Origin of the sequence: Nostoc sp. (genome assembly GCF_036917575.1) — a bacterium.
Classification (GTDB): domain Bacteria; phylum Cyanobacteriota; class Cyanobacteriia; order Cyanobacteriales; family Nostocaceae; genus Nostoc.
Map to the genome: position 1 here is coordinate 181653 of NZ_JBALDC010000072.1, position 19520 is coordinate 201172.

Consider the following 19520-nt stretch of genomic DNA (forward strand, 5'->3'; position numbering starts at 1 on the left):
TTAATTGGGCATGGAGCATTGGGCATGGGGTATGGGAGCATGGGGCATGAAGATGAGGGATGAGGGAGTATAGGAGAAGTTGCAGCAAGTTTTTCCCAATCCCCAATCCCCAATCCCCAATCCCCAATCCCCAATCCCCAATCCCCAATCCCCAATCCCCAATCCCCATTCAAAATTCCACAAGAACTGGCACATGGTCGCTAGGTTGAGTTAACTTTCTGGGTGCAACATCAATGATGCAACTTATCGCACGCTCATACAGGATGGGTGTGAGATAGTGATGGTCAATTCGCCAACCTAAGTTACGACGGAAGGCGGCGGCGCGATAATCCCACCAGCTATAATTTCCACCTTCTGTGGTGAATTTGCGAAAAGCATCGTCAAATCCCAGTTTTAGAATCTCCCGTAAGGCTTGGCGCTCTGTTTCTGTTGCCATAATGTGATTTTCTGTACTCACTTGCTCGTGAATATCCTTATCTTCTGGGGCAATATTGAAGTCGCCGCACACACAAATTGCGGGTTGTGACAGCACGAGCAATCGCAAGTACTCGTGTAGCGCTGTCAACCAGCGCAGTTTGTATTCGTATTTCTCAGTTCCTACCGCTGCACCATTAGGAACATATAAGTTTACAATCTGAACACCATCAATTACACCTGTAATCACGCGCTTTTGCTCGTCCCATTCGTGATGTAAATCTGGCAAAATCGCCCTAAACCCGCTACTGACATTGAGGAGTGGCTGGCGGCTAATCAAGGCTACGCCGTTATAAGATTTTTGTCCTGACATATAAAGGTTATAGCCTAATTGCTCAAAAGGCGATCGCGGAAATTCAGCATCCACAACTTTGGTTTCTTGCAAGCAGAGAACATCAACGGGATTTAGGGTTAACCAATCGATAACCTGTTCAAGGCGAGTGCGAATTGAGTTGACGTTCCAAGTGGCGATTTTCATTACTTAATTATCAGGATTTTTGTAAATTACTAATTACAAATGATGTAATTATTGTACAATTACTTAATATTTATAATTTTTGTTATATTTGCTAATTACCTTTAAACGAAGCTTTAATGACTTGATTCCATTAAATATTTTAGTGTTTTCAGCTACAAAGTATTCAATTTTGTAAGTTCTGCTACAAAACATTCTACTTCTTTATGATCCCCAAGACAGATGCAACAACTAATAGATTAGCTATAAGTTAGAAATGTAGCTCAGGGTTGACTTTTGGCGATAATTCGTTAAATTTGTCGGTAGAAAATTTCCGGTACGGTTAATCGTTATTGCGCTTTTGTTAGCCTGTTAGGTTAATTTAAATGTCAAAAGAGTAAGTACAAATGCTCTTTACTCATAGAATAATGATGTCACTCATTATATTGAGGACAATTTCATAGACTGAACCAGAAAAACTTATGAAAATCGCTCAAGTTGCCCCCTTATGGGAAAGGGTTCCACCTCCTAATTATGGAGGAATCGAACTGGTAGTGAGTCGCTTGACTGATGAACTTGTTCGTCGCGGTCATGAGGTAACTTTATTTGCCTCTGGCGATTCTCAAACTTTGGCTCATTTAGAAGCAATTTATCCACGTGCATTACGCTTAGACCCAAATGTGAAAGAGTATGCAGTGTATGAAATGTTAGAACTAAGCCAAGTTTACCAACATGCTGCCCAATTCGATATTATCCATTCTCATGTAGGGATGTCGGCATTACCTTTAGCGAGTTTGATAACAGTAACCTCTACAGTCCACACGCTGCACAATAATTTTACAACTGACAACCGTCACGCATTTAGCTACTACCAAAAGCAACCATACATCAGCATTAGTAACTCGCAGCGTCAAATCGAGCTTAATTATGTTGGCACGGTTTATAACGGAATTGAACTAGCAGATTACCCATTTGTAGCCCAACCGTTAGAACCTCCATATTTAGCATTTTTAGGTCGCTTTTCGCCAGATAAAGGTCCGCAACATGCGATCGCCATTGCTAAACAGAGTGGTTGGTGCTTGAAGATGGCAGGAAAGGTTGATGCAATATACTCTGAGTTTTTTGAACAAGAGATTGCTCCCCATATAGATGGTCAGCAAATTGAATATCTCGGTGAAATTAACCACACTGAAAAAATTGAACTTCTGGGCAATGCTGCCATAACTCTTTTTCCCATTAGCTGGCAAGAACCTTTTGGGTTAGTAATGATTGAATCAATGGCAACTGGTACGCCAGTGATTGCTATAAATTTAGGTTCTGTACCTGAAGTTATTGCCCACGGTGAAACAGGTTTTATTTGCAATAGCCATGCAGAAATGGTAGCAGTGATTCCACTAGCTTTGAAACTCAATCGTCAAACCTGTAGAAAACACGTAGAAAACAACTTTAGTGTTAGCCAAATGGTTAACGGATATGAAACTGTTTACAGACAAATTATTAAAGACCGCATAGAATCGAATGGACGAATTCATGCAGCTAACATTCAGTTTTAATCAACTGCTTTTTTAATGAGCTTAAAACAACAATTTTTTAAGGAGAATATTGCTATGAGTACGAGAGCTAACACCTGCCCATGCTGCGCTGGTTCCCTTCTGCGTCATGTCCGTCATGGTGAACTATATTGGTTTTGCCAGTCATGCCGACAAGAAGTACCGCTATTAACTGCAACTCGCTTGCCTAATGTGGAAACTCGGAACACCGGAGTGGTTCCCCAGCCAGCGGTGAATAGCTAGTTTTTCAACATATAAAATCTACTAAAAATCAATCCTGATTTAGTTTAGATTTATCAATAAGCCCCAACTGGTAAAATTGGATCGAGCTAATTGATAGGTTTAAAGTTTTGTTAGCAGCGTTACTTTATGGTCAAGAAGATTTACGCCTAGAACAAGTTCCTGACCCCACTCCGGCGGCTGGGGAAGTTGCCATCGAAGTAGGGGCAGCAACAACTTGTGGTACAGATTTGAAAGTCTGGCGGCGTGGTGGTCATGCCAGGATGCTGATACCACCAACGCTGTTTGGTCACGAAGCGGCTGGGCGAATTGTTGCTGTGGGTGCAGGGGTGACAAATTGGCAAGTAGGCGATCGCGTCGTCGCCAATAATTCTGCACCATGCTACCATTGTTTTTTCTGTCAACGTCAAGAATATTCCTTATGTCCAAATTTGACATGGAATAATGGGACTTTTGCTCAATACCTAAAAATTCCCGCAGCGATCGTAGAGCATAATTTATTGCAGATTCCGGATGAGTTGCCGTGGGAATTGGCAGCGATGACAGAACCTCTAGCTTGTGTGTTGCATGGTGTAGCCCGTTCAAACGTTAAGTCTCAAGATAAAGTAGTCGTCTTAGGAGATGGGGCGATCGGGCTAATGTTTGTAGCAGCTTTGAGCGAGAAAGCTGAGGTTTTACTGTGGGGAGGTAATAATGATAGACTAGAAATTGGTCAGAAATTTGGTGCAACCCAGACCTTTAATTATCATCAAATTCCAGAGATTCCCAGTGTAGTGAAAGAACTTACCCAAGGATGGGGTGCAGATGTAGTAATTGAAGCCACTGGTGTCCCAAGTGTTTGGGAAAGTGCCATCGCCTGTGCTCGTCCTGGTGCAACAGTCAACTTATTCGGTGGATGTCCACGGGATACGAGCATTACCGTGAATACTGAACAGCTACACTATAGCGAACTTACCATCAAAGGCGTGTTTCATAATACACCAGAATATGTGCGATCGGCCCTTGCACTCATAGCTAGTCGTAAAATTCCCTTTGAGTTACTTATTAGCGAACAGCGACCATTAAAAGATTTAGAACAGGTGTTTTCTGATATGAAGGCGCGTAAAGTAATAAAGGTGGCAATGATTCCTTAATTTTTTGCGGCGTACAGCAAATGATTTGGGTCTAGCCAAACAATGTAGAAAATCTCATCAAGAAAGAATCCATGAACCCTACCATGTTCATTTGAGGAGATGGAAAACTGGTATGGTATGTCAACCGATTGTTCTTCATTTGGCAAACCAAATGCCCTCTCGCTGGTATCTTCCCACTTGATGGGATGACATCTGAGGGTACTGCCACGATTTACTAACAACTCTTGAGCCGTTAGACTAGATAGAGCTTTTAATCGATCAACCAAGGTCAGCCAGTAGATTGCTTCTTTTTGGCTACAAGAAAACTTGTTGTGATTGTCTTGATAATATTTAAACGAAAAGCTGATGCCTTGAAGCGGCTTCAGCTTTGTTGGTTTAATACCTGATGTGCCGTCTTTGACAACCTCAGTCTTTTTAATCTTTTTCTTCGGCACGAGATCCGTAATACTCCATCATCCACTGTTTCTGAATAACTTCGCTAGAAGCTTCATCAGGCGGTAGATTTCCTCTAGCCAAATTCCAGGGTGTCTCAGCATGAGTCATCTGCTCTAGTTCATAAGCATCACAAGCAAAGTACTCTTGTGCAACCTCATCTAGAAACCCTTGAACCTCTTGCGGGAATTTTGGGTTGACATCTTCTAAAATTGGTTGCCATCCAAAAAGCCTATACTTCTGGTACAAAGCAGGTATTACAGGCCCATGTATCCAGGCTTGAAAATCCTCTGGGAATAAAGGAGTGTCATTGAGTGCAAGATGCCAAGCCTGAGCATAGTACACAAGCTTTTGCAGCTTTAGATTACTAATAAAAGAACCTGTTTCATTTGCTAACCAGATAAAGTAATCTGCTACGTTAAAACATGACAACACTACAATCACCCCCTCTTCAGTCTGTTAGATAATAGCTAGCTTTTATTTGCTCTAACATAGATCATCTGACAGAGTTATCACTAACAAGAGCTAGGAAGAATTTTTTTGCTTTTTATAGTTTAATTGTACTAAAAAAATCCACGTGCATACAATAGTTGCCAACTCACTAAAAAATTAGAAGGCTTAGGCGTAGCCCAAGCCAAGCATTGCCTATAATGCTGCGTTGGAAGTTTATACCTGCATTGCTTTTCTTTACAACCATGCCCAAACTTTATTGGCATAGGTTAGCTGATAACTAAGCGTATTATCCTAGAGATAAGAAGTAAAAAGCAGTTTGTTTTAAGACATCCCTATAATTGCATCTCTACCAACTAATAACTAAATCCTTATGGCAAACACTATTTCAATTACCGATTCTCTACTTCCTAATTCCGTCCCAAAATCAACAATTATTCGTTTGGAGAATATCTTTAAAATATATGGCAGTGGCGAAACTGAAGTTAAAGCACTTAACGATGTGAATTTGACTATCCACGAGGGCGAATATTGTTCAATTATGGGGCCATCTGGTTCAGGTAAATCTACAGCTATGAATATTATTGGCTGTTTAGACCGACCCACAGGCGGACATTATTACTTAGATAACATTGATGTAGCGCAAATGGATGATAAATCCTTGGCACACATCCGTAACAAAAAGCTGGGTTTTGTTTTCCAACAATTTCATTTATTACCCCAACTCACAGCATTAGAAAATGTGATGCTACCAATGGTATATGCTAGTGTCAATCCAAAAGAAAGAAGCGATCGCGCAACAGAAGCCTTGACGCGAGTAGGTTTAGCAAATCGCCTCAACAACAAACCAACTCAACTATCTGGTGGACAACAACAAAGAGTAGCGATCGCCCGCGCGATCGTTAATCGTCCCGTAGTACTTCTCGCCGATGAACCCACAGGCGCACTTGATTCGCGTACAACCCAAGAAGTCTTAGATATTTTTGGCGAACTCAATGCCAGTGGAATCACCGTTGTGATGGTAACACATGAACCAGAAGTTGCTCGTCAAACTCATCGCATCGTTTGGTTCCGTGATGGTCAAATAGTACACTCCAACCTCACTCCAGCCGACTTGAGTCAGTTAACTGTCTCGTAGATTAAAAAAGTCCGCCTGTGCGGACTTTAGGTTGTGTAGGAGCGACTTTTAGTCGCTAAAGCTGATTACAGACTTGAGGTTTTCCCAGTTTCTGCTTGCGTTGGGATTGGCTTAATATCGGTGTAACCTACTTCACCAGCTATTGTCCGAAACACTGACATTTGCTCTTCAAAATCTACTCCTTCAATTTCGGAAAGCAGATCGTTAACTGCCTTACTTGCCTGGTAACTGGCCGGTATTCCAACCACCGTATCCCCCATAGCTACAGCCCAAGCATACCAAACTAACAGCTGGTTGTTTTCTTTTATCGCCCCATAAGCACGAGAATATTCTGTATCTTTGCGGTTAACAATATCCCGCATAATATCTAATTGCTGCTCATCGGATAATTTAAAATAATCTCCTAGCAGAAGTGGTGCTAATTCTGGTTCGGCCGCAGCAGGAGCAGCTGGTGTGATCGAATCACCCATCTTTTTATAAACAAAATAAAACCAGGCTAATTTGGCATCAGTATCTAAGGCGTTAAACGCATCTACCAATTTTTGAGTTTCATCGCTCTGAGCTTGAGAAATATTTTTATCGTAACTTGCAGTCATAAATTTATTTCCAAGGAAATTTAACAGGCCAAGATAACTCGTACCAGAGTTAGAGTATCAGATGCTACTATCCCTAGAAATAGTTAAATTAATTGGAAATTGCCGCTTTAATCTACCTTTTAATAGAGGTAAAAGTCTCCCCCAGGAAGCAAGAAAGCAGCACATTACTTCGCTATGATTGCCCTAGAAATAAAAATTTTACCTAAGGTTTTAATTATGCCTGATCAAGAAGTGAAGCCCAATTTAAATGAAGCTTCCACCCATGAAGCACAATTAGCTGCCGAAAACATAGCTAGTGGTGAAGAAGAAGCGCCAACGGTGAATTTTGATGCTGATTATGCAGCTGCACAAAAATTCAGCGTTAGTGAAGTTGATCGCACAGGTGAAGGTGCAGCAGCAGCCGAAGCAGCGACTGCATCTAACCAGAAAACCTTTCAGCCACAAGAGACAAAAACTCAAACTCAGTCAACTGGCAATCCTGATGATTTTCTAGAGTTAGCAAAAGAAGTTGGAAATTCTCAGAATGACGTTGTAAGCAATGTCAGCGATGATTTAGTAAAACAAGCTTTGGAAAAGGGAGAACGGAAAAATTAGGTTTTCCTGATATTTTGCTATTTTGGAAGATGGGCAATGTCACAAAATAAGATTATTGAAATTATCGGCATTGGTAGCTATTGCCCACTTTACTATTTTATCGATTGTCAATTGTTAAAATTCTCACTATCGACTTTTGATTATTAATTAATGACTATTCATCACTTCTAGTAGTTCGCTAGGTTGCTGAATTAAATAATCTGGATTTTGCTTGGCTAGTACTTCCGGTGAATTAAAGCCCCAAGTGACTGCAATCACTTGGACATTTGCTTTTTTTGATGCTTCTATATCTCTGGTTTCATCTCCAACATAAATAACTTCTTGAGGTTTAAGTTGCTTTTGCCTCAAGACATTATTGATAATAGTTGTTTTGCCAAAAATTGTAATTCCTGAGTAGATAAAATCAAATAGGTGATTTAAATCATTGATTGTAAGGAATTGTGTAACGTTTTCTTTAGAATTAGAAGTGATAATACCGAGTTTATATCCTTGATTTTGGAGTTCTATTAATGCTTCTTTAATTCCCGGAATTGGCTTTAATTCTGGGATTTTGTTTTTTAATTCCCCTTTCACTTTTTTAACTAGAAAAGGTATTTTAAATAAAGAAACTCCTGAGTACTTAATGATTTCCCTAGATGTTAAGTTCTTGAGGAAGGCTAATTGTTCTGGGCTTATTTGTCTATAACCAAAGTCTCCAGCTAAACGATTAGCAATACTTACAAGGGCATCTACTGTATCAGCAATAGTGCCATCAAAATCAAAAATAATTACTTTCTGGGTCATTCTTGTGCCTGGATGCGTCAAGATTAGCTAGGGCGTTGCGTCGTAACATTTCTGGCTTAATCCGCCGCAAGGCAGATGCTGGAAAACGTTTATCCCACTCCCGATCTGAGATTTGGGCTAATTCTAGCAGGTGGGGAGCAATATTCCCAGGATAAGGCTGAAACTCTGCAATATCAGTTGTTTGAGCAAAACGTTGATTCCAAGGACAAACATCTTGGCAAATATCACAACCAGCAACCCAGCCTTGCAAATGAGGTGCGATCGCCTCTGGCAATTCCTTGTCACGATTTTCAATGGTATGATAAGCAATGCAACGATTAGCATCGACAACAAAAGGCTGAGTAATTGCACCTGTGGGACAAGCCTGAAGACAACGAGTACAGCTACCACAGTGTTCTGTGTGTGGGCGATCGCTCTCTAATTCTAAATTAGTCAACACTTCTCCCAAAAATACCCAAGAGCCATATTCCCGTGTAATTACATTACCATTCTTGGCAATCCAACCAATTCCGGCAAGTTGAGCCAACACTTTATCTGGTACTGGGCCAGTATCTGCATAATAAAGAGCTAATACGCCTGCATCAAGTGATTTTAGCCATACAGATAGCTGCTTGAGTTTTTTATGCATTACTTTGTGATAATCTCTTCCCCAACCATAACGGGAAATTTTGGCGTATTCCTCACTTTCAGGACGTTGATGTGGTGTGTAGTAATTTAGAGCTACACACACTAGCGATCGCACCTCTGGCATCACTAAGCGCATATCCTGACGCTTCGGGTTAGCCATCCATTTCATATCAGCGTGATAACCCAGTTCAATCCATGCTTGCAACCTCTGCGCTTGTGTGGCATTTACCCGATCTACAGCAGTAATTCCAACTTTGTGAAAGCCCAACTCGCTGGCTTTTTCTTTCACCAGACTGCTACTCGTTAGAGGATACTGATTCATTTTTTATCTGGTTTTTGCCTAATTTAAGGCGTCTTGATTATACATTATTTAGCTAGTATCTTTAATTAAGATTTGTTACTTTACCAACATCTAGCTTGTTTTAAGCTGTGTGGCAAATCAAGACTTCTATCGTCAGGAAGATTTATTAAGATGTAGCAATATATCTCAACAGCAGCTTTTTTTTTACCTCTTTTTGTATTGAAATTAATATTCAGATAGCATCATACAGGTAATTTTATGACCTCTGCTGAATTTATATCGCCAGCGCAGTTTGAAGAATTCCAGATTGAGGGAATTACAGAAGCAAGTGTACTGAGTTATTTTGAAACCTTAAATGCAGGAGAATTTGAGGCAACTGCTGCCTTGTTTGCGCTAAATGGTGTGATGCGTCCGCCATTTGAATCTGATATTGTGGGGACAGATGCGATCGCAGCCTACTTAAAACAAGAAGGTCAAAACATTAAAGCTTACCCGAACACAGGAATAGCCGAGACTTTAGAAAATGGTGATATCCAAGTCCAGGTAACAGGCAAAGCACAAACTTCGTGGTGTAGTGTCAATGTCTTGTGGCTATTTATCCTCAACCAACAACGGCAAATTATATATACTAGAATCAAACTTTTAGCTTCCCCCAAAGAGTTACTTTCTTTACGTCCTGAAAAGTAAGTAGCAAATAACTACAAAGGGCAAAGTTTTAAACCAGTATTTATCACCCAATCACACAGGATTTATGACTTTATTCTGAATTCTTCTTCATAAATAGCATGACTTGAAAAATAGTAATACCAATTTGAAAAAAGAATGCGACAGATATAGTAGGAGGCAGGAGGCAGGAGGCAGAAGGCAGCTATGCTGGAGGTAAAACTATTACTATTCCTAGCTTTCACCCTTTCAAAATGTCCTAACCTGTGTGACTACGGCTATACATACGGACATAGCTTTGTTATGTCTGGCTTTGTTAATGCATGAATTTTGTTAGCGCAGCGTAAAGCCTTTGGCATGGCTTCGCTTAGAGCGAGTCCGCTTACTCTGTAAGAGTTGCAAGCTACACGTAGCGTGTGGTAGAGAGCGTCATTTTGAATTGGTATAACTTTTGTCTATTGGGCTAATTCGGGTAAAGTAGCTTCTAACTTCAGACAGTTGGCACCATTCACTTGCAACTTGTAATCTACTTTATCCATGAGACGATTCATAATCAGCCAACCATAACCACCTTCTTGCTTTTCCATCGGGTTTGGAGCATAGTAGTTAGACATATCAAAGCCTTCGCCATAGTCCCAAATTTCTAGGGCAAAATCCCGGTCTTTCACTTCTAAACGCAGTAAAATTGGTAAATTTGGTTGCTCCTTATGAGCATGACGGACTGCATTAGAGTAGGCTTCTACTAAAGCCAGTCTCAAACGACTTGATTGCCGCGACCAATCTACAGATTCCCCTAGCTGAATTTTCAAACATCCCAACAACCAGTTTTCAACAATATTCAGAAAATTCAAGTCGCTTGGTACATGAAGCTCACTTTTCATGACTTACAAAATCTCCAGTGAAAGTATAGTTTGGTCGTCTTCTTGAACGTGATTATCTGCCTGGATGCGAGCTAGTAAATGGTTAAGAGAAAGTGGTTGTTGCTCTTGTTGTAAGAGTTGCCAAAGACCATCTTGATTCAGCATTGAGCGGTTCACAGTTTCAACCCCAGCCTCAATTTTTCCTGTTAAATCATGATTATTTGATACCATTGCTTCTGTAATTCCATCGCTGGCTAGTAACAATGTGTCTCCAGCAGTTAGAACCAGGCGACCAGACTGTGCCTGCCACTTAGGCAAAATCCCCAAAGGAACGCTGCGAACTTTCAGGTAATTGGGATTTTCAGCTAAAGTCGAGCAACGCGACCATAATATTGGATAAATATGACCGGCATTAGTGTAAACCAGTTCCTTAGTGCTAGGGGTATAACAAGCTAATACAAGAGTGACAAAATAATTGTTGCTAATTAAATCTTCACTGAGAGCGTGGTTGAGGTTCTGCATGACCACATTCGGCTCTGCTGGTGTCTCTTGAGATAATTCTCGGCGCAAAACTGAAATAATACTAGCCATAAATAAAGCTGCTGGGACGCCCTTGCCAGAAACATCACCCACTGCTACCCACAAATCGCCTTTGGGATGGACAAAAACTTCAAAAAAATCACCTCCTACTTCTCGCGCTGGGTAGCAGCAAGCTTGTACCTTCACACCTTTAATGTCAGGTAAACTTTGGCGTAGCAGGTTGTATTGAATTTGGCGAGCCACCTCTAGCTCAGTATGAATCTGCTGTTGCTTTTCTTGGAGGCGTTGGTAGAGTTTTGCTTGGGAGAGGGCTAAGGCTGCTTGTTCGGCAACACCTGCAATTAGTTGAATGTCTTCGTCTTCCCAAGAGCGATCGCGTCCCCATTGGTGGAGTGTCAGCACAGCTAATAAATGCTGATGATAGCTAAGTGGCACAACTAAGTGGTGACTAGGATTACCATTGTATATATCTTGAGCGAGTTGATAATGACGGCTTTCCAACACCTTTTCGATTAAATCACTAGAGTCGAAAAAGCAATCTAATACATCGGATTTCGGATCGCGGTAGAAAAACTCGTCTTGTGTGAGGCGATCGCTCTCTACTGGTTTGAGCAAGCAACTGGTAGCTTCAAATGTTTCTCCAATAGTTGCGACAATTTTTTGCAGCATACTACCGTAGTCTAAAGATTCCCGAATTGCTGTTGTTACCGCATTAAACAAAGATTCTCGTCGTAGGGCCCGACGTAACTCTTGGGTGCGCTTCTTAACTAGGCGATATGTATCAGTAGCTTGCTCAACTAAGCTTCTCAGCCGTTCTGGATTCCAGGGTTTGGTAATGTACTTGAATACCTGACCGGAGTTAATCGCATCTACTAAATCTTCGACATCAGTAAAGCCAGTTAACAAAATCCGAATCGTGTCTGGAAAGCGCTCTACGGTGCGACTAAAAAATTCAGTCCCATTCATTTCTGGCATTCTTTGGTCAGAAATAATTACCGCCATTTCGCCAAATTGATCCAAAATTTCCAGAGCACCAAAAGCATGATTAGCTTTATATACTTGAAAATCTCGCCTAAAAGTGCGGTAGAGTAAATCTAGGTTATCTGGTTCATCATCTACCACCATCAGTTTAAGTTTGTCTGTACCAATCTCAGCCATATTTGACTTTTGTTTTTATATATTTGAATGGCGAGATAATATGATGTTTATCTCACCTAATAAATAAGAGAAAATCAGAGAAGCCATTTCCTTTGAAAAGTTATATTTTCAAAGTTGCGAGTTTCCCTTGATTATCCTCAATTGATCCACACCAAAATTAAATTTATCCAACTAACCCAGAACGCAAGGCGCGGACTGCTGCTTGGGTACGGTCATCGGCACATAGCTTATTTAAAATATTGCGAACGTGAGTTTTAACAGTGCCAACTGTGATGTAAAGTCTTTCCGCAATTACTGCATTACTACAACCTTCGACAATCAACTGTAACACTTCCAATTCCCTTTCTGTCAGGGTGTAAGGTGGAATTTCTGCCAAATTCTCAAAAGAATCTGGGTTGGGAGCAATAGTCTTAGAATCGACTAAAGCCGATTCTAACTTTTGAGGATTTTGTTGCGCTTGTTGCAATACAATCCGAGCGATCGCTGGATCGATCCAGGCGTTGCCATTGTAAGTTACTCGTACTGCTTCCAGCAAATTATCAAATTTGATATCTTTCATACAGTAAGAGTCTGCACCAGCAGCAAAAGCTGCCAACACCGCTTCTTTATTATCCCGCAACGTCAAAATTAACACTTTTGTAAGTAGCTGCTGTGTATTAGTAGTAGATTTTACCTCTCGTGTTAATTCAATACCATCCTTATCTGGTAAACCAATATCTACAATGGCGATATCTGGTTGTAGCATTTTTAACATTTTTAGACCCTCAACAGCATTAGCAGCTTCACCTACAACTTCAATTTCGTTCTTTTGCTGTAGTGCTGTACGAATACCCACACGAGTTAGATCGTGATCTTCAATTAGAGCGATACGAATTTTACTCATAGCCAACTTCAGCCCGTTACACTATAACCATAAAGTCGAGTTTTGTGACATACTCCTACACTAACTGCAAGCAGTATAGTGGAGGCTTTTATTCCCGCAACCAAAGTTATGATTTGAGCGTTTTATACTGAGTGAATATTACACTTTAACAATCAAAGTTAGAGTGGTTTCAGCCCAAGCACAAGCGCCCAAGATTAATAGACAGAGGAGTGAAATTAATTATGTGTTATCTAAAATCCTTATATATACGTATCAGTGCTAGGTATATACATTCTTGTTCACTCTTATGTCTATTTAGTTTAATTATGGTTTCTCTGGTTGCAGGGCAAAGGGGAATCTCTTTTGCCTAAGTTCTAATATAAAAAAATTTGATAAACTTAACATTCATGCAAAATCTGGTGTGAGTATTACTTAAGAATAGGCTATGTCCAAAGGCAATCAAGCATTTTCAGTGTTGGGAATACCAGTTCATGTGATGGCTGACTATCCAGGCTGGTTGTTAGAATGCCTGCACACAGGCAAAGGAACTCATGTAGTAACGCTCAATGCAGAAATGACTATGCAGGCAGAGCGAAATCAATTATTAGCTCAAGTAATTAGAAATGCTGAACTCGTGATTCCAGATGGAGCCGGGGTTGTTCTGTATTTACGATGGCTGTTATGGCAAAAAGTGCAGCGTTTTCCAGGAATTGAATTAGCTGAAAAACTTTTGCAAGTCCTTGGACAACAAAAGACAGGGACAAAGATATTTTTTTATGGAGGAGCGCCTGGAGTGGCTGCAAAAACGGCAGATTTTTGGCAGCAGCAAATTCCAGATTTGAGTATAGTCGGCACTCACTCAGGCTACCATTCCCCAGAAGAAGAAGCACAATTGCGAAAAACTCTGGCTCAATTACAGCCACAAGTGATTTTTGTCGGTTTGGGAGTGCCGCGTCAAGAATTATGGATTGCTGAAAACCGCCATTTGTGTCCCCAAGCAATTTGGATTGGTGTTGGTGGCAGTTTTGATATTTGGTCAGGAACTAAAACTCGCGCTCCCGCGTGGTTAGGAAATAATAATTTGGAATGGTTGTATCGCCTTTATCAAGAACCTTGGCGCTGGCGGCGGATGTTGGCTTTGCCAGCGTTTGCTATAAAAGCGTTTGTTTATCGTTTAACAGCAAGGGGTGCAATTAGTTAAGAGTGCTGTTAGCGGAAAGCTCAGGTTTAGCCCGTGCTGAGTGCTAAGTTCATAATTCTGAGTGTTATTACTTAGTTAATATTAAAGTTTTGAAAAAATTTTAACTTTTCTTTGTTGAATTTTAAATTTCCAGGTGAAACCTGGGAATCCTGATTTTGGGGAGAATTTCACATTTAAGCAGGCAAACTGTTTGGTTGTGGGTATGAGGAAAATTTAACAATGCCAGTATTAACAACTCAAGTTAAGACAGATAAATCCGTTCATCGAGAGGACAGTGAAACTCAACAGCACGGTAGCAATACTACTACGAAGGTACAATTGCAATCTGTAACCAAGACTTATGCTAACGGCACTCACGCCTTATTGAATGCAAACCTTGAGGTAAAAAAGGGAGAATTTTTGTTTATCACGGGGCCAAGTGGTTCTGGTAAATCAACGCTTTTGAAATTGCTATATGGTCAGGAATTACCTACAAAAGGAGAAGTAATTGTTGATGAATGTAATGTAGCGGATTTGCGGGGCGATCGCTTGTCATTATTGCGGCGACGAATTGGTATTGTGTTTCAAGACTATAAACTCATTAGCCAACGAACAGTAGCAGAAAATGTCACTTTTGTACTACAAGCTCAAGGGTATACCCGTAAAGAAATTCAACGACGTTTAGAACCAACCTTAAAGTTGGTAGGTTTACTGAGTAAAGCTGACTGTTTTCCAGATCAACTGTCTGGGGGAGAACAACAACGGGTGAGTATTGCCCGTGCAATTGTTGGTACACCACCCCTACTGTTAGCGGATGAGCCTACTGGAAATCTCGATCCAGATAATTCTTGGCAAGTAATCCAGATTCTCCAGAAGTTAAATTCCTTTGGGGCTACGGTAATTGTCACCACCCACGATGAACAATTGGTACGGCGGTACAATCATCCGGTAGTGCAAGTTCGTAATGGCAGGTTGTCTCGAAAATAGTTATTTGTCATTAATCATTAGTCATTAGTCATTAGTCATTGGTCATTTGCAAAGGACAAAGGACAAATAACTAATATACGTGGTGCTTGATTTTTGCGGATATCGGTGTGAAAATTGTTGCTGTTTTCGGGGGTAACGCTTGTAGGCGATCGCAAGCTTGTAAACTCTTAAAAGCTGCCTCTCGCACTATAACTTCTTCCTCTCGACTGAGTAAGAGTTGCAAGCATTGGACAATATCTTGCTGCACTGAAAAATCAACTCGCTTACGGCTGATCAATTTAGTTAGTTGACCTAGAGCAATCAACCGCTTCAATGGATCTTTTTCTGTCAAATTCACCAACAAGCGATCAAGGTAGTCTTCTTCTCGATTTTCATAGAAGTTGACAATTTGCCATCCTAATAAAATTAAAGTTAACAAGGTTCCCACACCTTGCACAATGGCACCAGCAGCAATCCAATGACTGTGAGAGTCAACCCATATTGCCGCTGCCATGTAAGTGCTGACAGTAGCAAGACCACCACTGATGACTGCTAAAACTAATCGACGATTTGAACTATTTAAGAAATTACGTATTTTTGACCAGCGCAATTGCCAGTCCCACTCTTGCATTGAGTAAACCAATACCATTACTCCAATGCCGATAAAAAGAGCCAGTAGCAGTTTCCAGTTCCACAACAACATAGCAATGATAATTGTCAGGAACCCAAGAAAGCCCCCAGGGCCAGAGAAACGTTTAAATGTTTGCTGCTTTATGGCTCCCTTTGTCTTAAATTTTGTCAGCGACCAGTTCCAGTTGAGGATTTGATTGATCAATTGCTGCCAAGAAGACGAAGCCTGTGCCACAGTGTTTACCTACTTGATTACGAAATTACCTATTGTATAAGTTTTATCAAAAAGAATTCAGAACTCAGGAGTCAGAATTCAGTATTAATTCTGTACGACTCTTTGATGAATATTGGTTTAAAACCTTGCTCCTTGTGGGCAAACTTTTTTAAACATTATTCATTATTAAAACTCTATCCCTTTATGGGTAGAGTGTTCTGACTTCTGACTTCTGACTTCTGACTTCTGACTCCTGTTTATTATGGATGAAGGCTTAAATCACAAAATGCCCAATTTTATAGACGGATAGTAGACTAATACAGCACAGCGCAAATTAAGATACCATTTTCAATCGCTCAGAGCAAGGGCATTTTGTACGTAAGTCTTAGTTAAAGACAAAAACGAAAGTTATCAAGGGTGAATTGACCATCAAAAGTACAAAAGGTAACACTGTAAATGTTATTCACATTTATAGATAATAAGGTATTGGGAGAAATTGGCGAGTCGGAATTGGTGAGATTAGAGCCTGGTAGTGCAGTTTGAGCGAGTAATTGCCGATCGCGATCGCAAGTTTCAACTATACAGATGAAGAGTGCTGAGTTAAAGGACTGCCTACAAAGGACGTTATTTTTACTAAGTACACAGATATTAGGTGCTTTTTAATTTACTCAGCACTGAGTGCGGTAAACATTTAGGGTGACTAAAAAGGAGGCAGATAAATTATTAAATCTTCTCTTCCTGTGCTTGCGTCCCAGATATTGTGTCTTACTTGTGCCAACGAATCACTACAGTCAACACAAAAATACTTATGTTTCAACCACTAGGATTTGAACAACGTTCTATAGATACCTCACTAGGTAGAATGGTATATTACACTGCTACTGGAGCACCTTGGCAGGATGATGGAACTGCCAAAGACAATCGGGAAACTTTGGTATTCCTGCACGGCTTTGGTGGTGGGTCTTCTGCTTATGAGTGGTCGAAAGTTTATCCGGCTTTTGCGGCTGAATATCGAGTCATTGCGCCAGATTTGCTCGGTTGGGGTAGGTCTGAACATCCAGCACGGAGTTACAAGATTGAGGATTATTTGACCACGATTCGGGAGTTTTTCGAGCAGACTTGTACTGGGCCAGTAACAGCGATCGCTTCTTCTTTAACCGCAGGATTTATAATTCGGGTAGCAGCAGCTCGTCCTGATTTATTCAAGTCTTTAATTCTTACCACCCCCGCCGGACTTTCTGACTTTGGTGAAGACTACTCCCGTAGTTTTTTTGCCCAGTTAGTTAGCGTTCCCATTGTCGATCGTTTACTTTACAGCACTGGAGTTGCTACTAGTGGTGGTATTCGCAGCTTCTTAGAACAAAGACAATTTGCTAAATCAAATCGAGTCTACGAAGAAATTGTAGATGCTTATTTACAATCTGCCCAACAGCCTAATGCTGAATATGCAGCACTGTCCTTTGTTCGTGGCGATTTGTGCTTTGATTTATCCCTTTATATTCAACAATTAACTACTCCCAGCGCCATTATTTGGGGACAAAAGTCAGAATTTACAGGCCCCTCAATTGGTCGCCGCCTTGCTGAAATCAATCCTCAAGCAATCCGATTTTTTCAACAGTTGGAAGATGTCGGATTAACACCACAGTTGGAATTGCCAGCAGTGACAATCGGGTTAATTCGCAAGTTTTTGCCTTTGCTTAATTAACATGAGTCGTAGAGACGCGTTTGTTTTGCAAAGCGAACGCGTCTCTACGTTCTTTTTTACCAGATGTTTAATAAGATTGCTAAAGAAAATATTCTCAACAAAAGTGACAATACTATTTGTCTTTCAATCTAATATCAATAACAGTTGCATTGAAGTTGTAGTTAAAGCCTTCTAACTCAAATGGCATCCCAATTTTCACTTTACTGTTACCCAAAACTGGCCCGCTTTCAGTAACTTGGGCTTTGCCATCTAAAGTCAAAAGAAAATCTGCACTATAATTGTTTCTTTTTGGATCTGGCAGTTCTTTAACAGTACCATCTGGTTGGAAGACATTGATTGTTCTAGGTAGCTGTTGAATAGATTTAATTTCAATTTCTCCGTATGGTTGATTGCGGATAATTACATTGGTTTTTTCACCTTTTTTGAACCCATTATCGATTAATCTTTCTGGGTCGCGTACATTCAACCCACGAACTACTAAGTCTACTTCTATAGGCACTGTTTTCGCACCGACTTGGGCAACGGAACCAGAAGTACCAGGAAAAACAAAGATGCCAAAGATGACTAGTAAAATTACCAGCGCCGCACCTAAATCTAGGAGATTGATTTTGCCAAATAAGCGACCTTTTGAATCTAAAATAGCCATAAAAAGTTTTCCAAGGTAATAGCGAAGTAATGGATTGTAGCAAGAAAGTTTTCGATGGGAACGGTAATTTTCCCTATCTGGTAATAAAGGAAAAGTACTCGGGGTTGAGGTTATGCGACAGTTTATCACAAGTTCGTAATTTCTGAAGAATGGCAGCTAATCCTCAAATTTTTACCAGTTAATACTGAAGCACCTAGAAATTAAAATCTAGTGTTTTAAGCTTATCTCTAGAGAGAATCCTTAGCCTCCCGCAGCTAGGTAGATTTGAGTCCAGATTATCTGTATGACAACTCCTTTAGTCTTGAGTTAAGAATGCAACTTAGAATACTCTAAATCCGTCTCATAATTTGTCCCCTCATTTTATGTTCTCCCGAAATAATCTTCAAAGCGTATTATGTTCAATTGGAAAGGTTTTACTGCAAATTACCGTGTATGGCGGCGTCGCTGGTTTTATCCTTTAATTTCAGTGGTAGTCGCCCTGAGTCTGTGCCTGAGTACACCCTTGCCGGGAAGAACTTTAGATTTCTTGCCTCTTCTACTCCAAGGATTTCAGGCATTTCAGCTTTCTAATATATCCCCTAATCAAGAAGTTGATCTTGGTAAGCAGATTAATCAGGAATTAGTCGGTAGTCAAGTCCGACTTTACCGTAATCCCGAAGTGAATCGTTATGTAGAGCAAGTTGGTCGGCGTTTAGCAGCAAATAGCGATCGCCCCGATCTCCCCTATAATTTCCAGATAGTTCAGGATGACTCTATTAACGCTTTTGCGACTTTGGGCGGCTATGTATATGTCCATACGGGTTTGCTGAAAACCGCAGACAATGAAGCGGAACTAGCAAGTGTACTCGCTCATGAAATTGGTCACATTGGTGGGAAACACGTAGTCAAGCAGATGCAGCAAAAAGCCCTCGAAAGTGGTCTATTAACGGCGGCTGGCTTAGATCGAAATTCCGCAGTGCAAATTGGTGTCCAGGTAGCACGAGACTTACCACGTAGTCGTAAAAACGAATTTGAAGCCGATCAAAGAGGACTACGAACTTTGACACGTACTGGTTATGCCCAGTCGGCAATGGTCTCTTTTATGCAAAAGCTGCTGAAAAAGGGTGGTTCTACTCCAACATTTTTGAGTACACACCCCGGAACTAGCGATCGCATTGAAGCCCTCAGACGTGCAATTAACTCTCAACCTAGTAATGGAAAATATGGCTTGGATAAAGCTAGTTATAAAGCTAATATTCAACCATTGGCAAGGTCTTGAGGCAAGAAGAGGCAGGAGGCAGGAGGTTCTTTAATTTTTAATTTTTAATTTTTAATTAATTTCTCC

At 40.7% G+C, this 19520-nt stretch carries 22 protein-coding genes; 10 read left to right on the forward strand and 12 right to left on the reverse strand.

Features of this window, described 5'->3' with window-relative positions:
• The gene (locus V7K79_RS21780) at positions 1–195 is read right to left on the reverse strand and encodes a hypothetical protein (RefSeq protein ID WP_335050304.1); all 195 of its coding nucleotides are present in this window, start codon (positions 193–195) and stop codon (positions 1–3) included.
• Positions 170–952, reverse strand: a complete 783-nt coding sequence (gene xth, locus V7K79_RS21785) for an exodeoxyribonuclease III (protein WP_335050306.1) — start codon at positions 950–952, stop codon at positions 170–172. The genes V7K79_RS21780 and xth overlap by 26 nt, the downstream gene beginning before the upstream one ends.
• Positions 953–1410: 458 nt before the next feature.
• Between xth and V7K79_RS21790 the strand changes: the two genes are divergently transcribed.
• From V7K79_RS21790 to V7K79_RS21800, 3 genes are all read left to right on the forward strand, one after another.
• The gene (locus V7K79_RS21790; protein WP_335050308.1) at positions 1411–2481 is read left to right on the forward strand and encodes a glycosyltransferase family 4 protein; all 1071 of its coding nucleotides are present in this window, start codon (positions 1411–1413) and stop codon (positions 2479–2481) included.
• 54 nt (positions 2482–2535) lie between these two features.
• Complete coding sequence (locus V7K79_RS21795) at positions 2536–2721, forward strand: hypothetical protein (protein ID WP_335050310.1); 186 nt, start codon at positions 2536–2538, stop codon at positions 2719–2721.
• 107 nt (positions 2722–2828) lie between these two features.
• A complete protein-coding gene (locus V7K79_RS21800; RefSeq protein WP_335050312.1) occupies positions 2829–3851 on the forward strand; it encodes a zinc-dependent alcohol dehydrogenase in 1023 nt (340 codons plus the stop codon).
• Here V7K79_RS21800 and V7K79_RS21805 read toward each other — a convergent pair.
• Together V7K79_RS21805 and V7K79_RS21810 are read right to left on the reverse strand one after the other, a co-directional pair.
• Positions 3848–4285 carry a hypothetical protein gene (locus tag V7K79_RS21805; protein WP_335050314.1) on the reverse strand — a complete coding sequence of 146 codons (438 nt, stop codon included), beginning with the start codon at positions 4283–4285 and terminating at the stop codon, positions 3848–3850. The two genes, V7K79_RS21800 and V7K79_RS21805, sit on opposite strands and share 4 nt — an antisense overlap.
• Positions 4266–4718 (reverse strand): Panacea domain-containing protein, encoded by a 453-nt coding sequence (locus tag V7K79_RS21810; protein WP_335050315.1) that lies wholly within the window; start codon positions 4716–4718, stop codon positions 4266–4268. Before V7K79_RS21810 ends, V7K79_RS21805 begins: the two co-directional genes overlap by 20 nt.
• 388 nt (positions 4719–5106) lie before the next feature.
• On the opposite strand from V7K79_RS21810, the gene V7K79_RS21815 reads away from it, so the two are divergent.
• A complete protein-coding gene (locus tag V7K79_RS21815; protein WP_335050317.1) occupies positions 5107–5871 on the forward strand; it encodes an ABC transporter ATP-binding protein in 765 nt (254 codons plus the stop codon).
• Between the two features lie 65 nt (positions 5872–5936).
• Here the strand turns inward: V7K79_RS21815 and V7K79_RS21820 are convergent, their stop codons facing one another.
• A complete protein-coding gene (locus tag V7K79_RS21820) occupies positions 5937–6467 on the reverse strand; it encodes an orange carotenoid protein N-terminal domain-containing protein (protein WP_335050318.1) in 531 nt (176 codons plus the stop codon).
• Between the two features lie 216 nt (positions 6468–6683).
• On the opposite strand from V7K79_RS21820, the gene V7K79_RS21825 reads away from it, so the two are divergent.
• On the forward strand, positions 6684–7061 hold the full coding sequence (locus V7K79_RS21825; protein ID WP_335050320.1) for a hypothetical protein: 378 nt from the start codon (positions 6684–6686) through the stop codon (positions 7059–7061).
• Positions 7062–7208: 147 nt separating this feature from the next.
• Here the strand turns inward: V7K79_RS21825 and V7K79_RS21830 are convergent, their stop codons facing one another.
• Both V7K79_RS21830 and queG read right to left on the reverse strand, forming a co-directional pair.
• A complete protein-coding gene (locus V7K79_RS21830; protein WP_335050322.1) occupies positions 7209–7844 on the reverse strand; it encodes an HAD-IA family hydrolase in 636 nt (211 codons plus the stop codon).
• On the reverse strand, positions 7819–8793 hold the full coding sequence (queG, locus tag V7K79_RS21835) for a tRNA epoxyqueuosine(34) reductase QueG (protein WP_335050324.1): 975 nt from the start codon (positions 8791–8793) through the stop codon (positions 7819–7821). Before queG ends, V7K79_RS21830 begins: the two co-directional genes overlap by 26 nt.
• Before the next feature lie 237 nt (positions 8794–9030).
• Between queG and V7K79_RS21840 the strand changes: the two genes are divergently transcribed.
• The gene (locus V7K79_RS21840; RefSeq protein ID WP_335050326.1) at positions 9031–9459 is read left to right on the forward strand and encodes a ketosteroid isomerase family protein; all 429 of its coding nucleotides are present in this window, start codon (positions 9031–9033) and stop codon (positions 9457–9459) included.
• Between the two features lie 431 nt (positions 9460–9890).
• On the opposite strand, the gene V7K79_RS21845 is transcribed toward V7K79_RS21840, so the two are convergent.
• The 3 genes from V7K79_RS21845 to V7K79_RS21855 all read right to left on the reverse strand — a co-directional run bounded on the left by V7K79_RS21845 (position 9891) and on the right by V7K79_RS21855 (position 12876).
• The gene (locus tag V7K79_RS21845; RefSeq protein ID WP_335050328.1) at positions 9891–10316 is read right to left on the reverse strand and encodes an ATP-binding protein; all 426 of its coding nucleotides are present in this window, start codon (positions 10314–10316) and stop codon (positions 9891–9893) included.
• Between the two features lie 3 nt (positions 10317–10319).
• Positions 10320–11993, reverse strand: a complete 1674-nt coding sequence (locus V7K79_RS21850) for a SpoIIE family protein phosphatase (RefSeq protein WP_335050330.1) — start codon at positions 11991–11993, stop codon at positions 10320–10322.
• A gap of 163 nt (positions 11994–12156) precedes the next feature.
• Complete coding sequence (locus V7K79_RS21855) at positions 12157–12876, reverse strand: response regulator transcription factor (RefSeq protein WP_335050332.1); 720 nt, start codon at positions 12874–12876, stop codon at positions 12157–12159.
• Positions 12877–13300: 424 nt separating this feature from the next.
• On the opposite strand from V7K79_RS21855, the gene V7K79_RS21860 reads away from it, so the two are divergent.
• Positions 13301–14056: a WecB/TagA/CpsF family glycosyltransferase gene (locus tag V7K79_RS21860; protein WP_335050334.1), complete on the forward strand. Its 756-nt coding sequence runs from the start codon at positions 13301–13303 to the stop codon at positions 14054–14056.
• A 219-nt stretch (positions 14057–14275) separates the two neighbouring features.
• Positions 14276–15022, forward strand: coding sequence for a cell division ATP-binding protein FtsE (ftsE, locus tag V7K79_RS21865; protein ID WP_335050336.1), 747 nt, complete (start codon positions 14276–14278; stop codon positions 15020–15022).
• 70 nt (positions 15023–15092) lie between these two features.
• Here ftsE and V7K79_RS21870 read toward each other — a convergent pair whose 3' ends face one another.
• Positions 15093–15866: an armadillo-type fold-containing protein gene (locus tag V7K79_RS21870; protein WP_335050338.1), complete on the reverse strand. Its 774-nt coding sequence runs from the start codon at positions 15864–15866 to the stop codon at positions 15093–15095.
• 787 nt (positions 15867–16653) lie between these two features.
• Between V7K79_RS21870 and V7K79_RS21875 the strand changes: the two genes are divergently transcribed.
• On the forward strand, positions 16654–17550 hold the full coding sequence (locus V7K79_RS21875) for an alpha/beta fold hydrolase (RefSeq protein ID WP_335050339.1): 897 nt from the start codon (positions 16654–16656) through the stop codon (positions 17548–17550).
• A 112-nt stretch (positions 17551–17662) separates the two neighbouring features.
• Here the strand turns inward: V7K79_RS21875 and V7K79_RS21880 are convergent, their stop codons facing one another.
• Positions 17663–18196 (reverse strand): DUF4330 domain-containing protein, encoded by a 534-nt coding sequence (locus tag V7K79_RS21880; protein WP_335050341.1) that lies wholly within the window; start codon positions 18194–18196, stop codon positions 17663–17665.
• Between the two features lie 394 nt (positions 18197–18590).
• On the opposite strand from V7K79_RS21880, the gene V7K79_RS21885 reads away from it, so the two are divergent.
• Positions 18591–19454 (forward strand): M48 family metallopeptidase, encoded by an 864-nt coding sequence (locus tag V7K79_RS21885; RefSeq protein WP_335050343.1) that lies wholly within the window; start codon positions 18591–18593, stop codon positions 19452–19454.
• Positions 19455–19520 lie beyond the last annotated feature (66 nt).

Coding starts and splice junctions, on each gene's coding strand:
- V7K79_RS21780 (WP_335050304.1), bottom strand. CDS start 195: ATGTGCCAGTTCTTGTGGAATTTTGAATGGGGATTGGGGATTGGGGAT.
- xth (WP_335050306.1), bottom strand. CDS start 952: ATGAAAATCGCCACTTGGAACGTCAACTCAATTCGCACTCGCCTTGAA.
- V7K79_RS21790 (WP_335050308.1), top strand. CDS start 1,411: ATGAAAATCGCTCAAGTTGCCCCCTTATGGGAAAGGGTTCCACCTCCT.
- V7K79_RS21795 (WP_335050310.1), top strand. CDS start 2,536: ATGAGTACGAGAGCTAACACCTGCCCATGCTGCGCTGGTTCCCTTCTG.
- V7K79_RS21815 (WP_335050317.1), top strand. CDS start 5,107: ATGGCAAACACTATTTCAATTACCGATTCTCTACTTCCTAATTCCGTC.
- V7K79_RS21820 (WP_335050318.1), bottom strand. CDS start 6,467: ATGACTGCAAGTTACGATAAAAATATTTCTCAAGCTCAGAGCGATGAA.
- V7K79_RS21825 (WP_335050320.1), top strand. CDS start 6,684: ATGCCTGATCAAGAAGTGAAGCCCAATTTAAATGAAGCTTCCACCCAT.
- V7K79_RS21830 (WP_335050322.1), bottom strand. CDS start 7,844: ATGACCCAGAAAGTAATTATTTTTGATTTTGATGGCACTATTGCTGAT.
- queG (WP_335050324.1), bottom strand. CDS start 8,793: ATGAATCAGTATCCTCTAACGAGTAGCAGTCTGGTGAAAGAAAAAGCC.
- V7K79_RS21840 (WP_335050326.1), top strand. CDS start 9,031: ATGACCTCTGCTGAATTTATATCGCCAGCGCAGTTTGAAGAATTCCAG.
- V7K79_RS21845 (WP_335050328.1), bottom strand. CDS start 10,316: ATGAAAAGTGAGCTTCATGTACCAAGCGACTTGAATTTTCTGAATATT.
- V7K79_RS21850 (WP_335050330.1), bottom strand. CDS start 11,993: ATGGCTGAGATTGGTACAGACAAACTTAAACTGATGGTGGTAGATGAT.
- V7K79_RS21855 (WP_335050332.1), bottom strand. CDS start 12,876: ATGAGTAAAATTCGTATCGCTCTAATTGAAGATCACGATCTAACTCGT.
- V7K79_RS21860 (WP_335050334.1), top strand. CDS start 13,301: ATGTCCAAAGGCAATCAAGCATTTTCAGTGTTGGGAATACCAGTTCAT.
- ftsE (WP_335050336.1), top strand. CDS start 14,276: ATGCCAGTATTAACAACTCAAGTTAAGACAGATAAATCCGTTCATCGA.
- V7K79_RS21875 (WP_335050339.1), top strand. CDS start 16,654: ATGTTTCAACCACTAGGATTTGAACAACGTTCTATAGATACCTCACTA.
- V7K79_RS21880 (WP_335050341.1), bottom strand. CDS start 18,196: ATGGCTATTTTAGATTCAAAAGGTCGCTTATTTGGCAAAATCAATCTC.
- V7K79_RS21885 (WP_335050343.1), top strand. CDS start 18,591: ATGTTCAATTGGAAAGGTTTTACTGCAAATTACCGTGTATGGCGGCGT.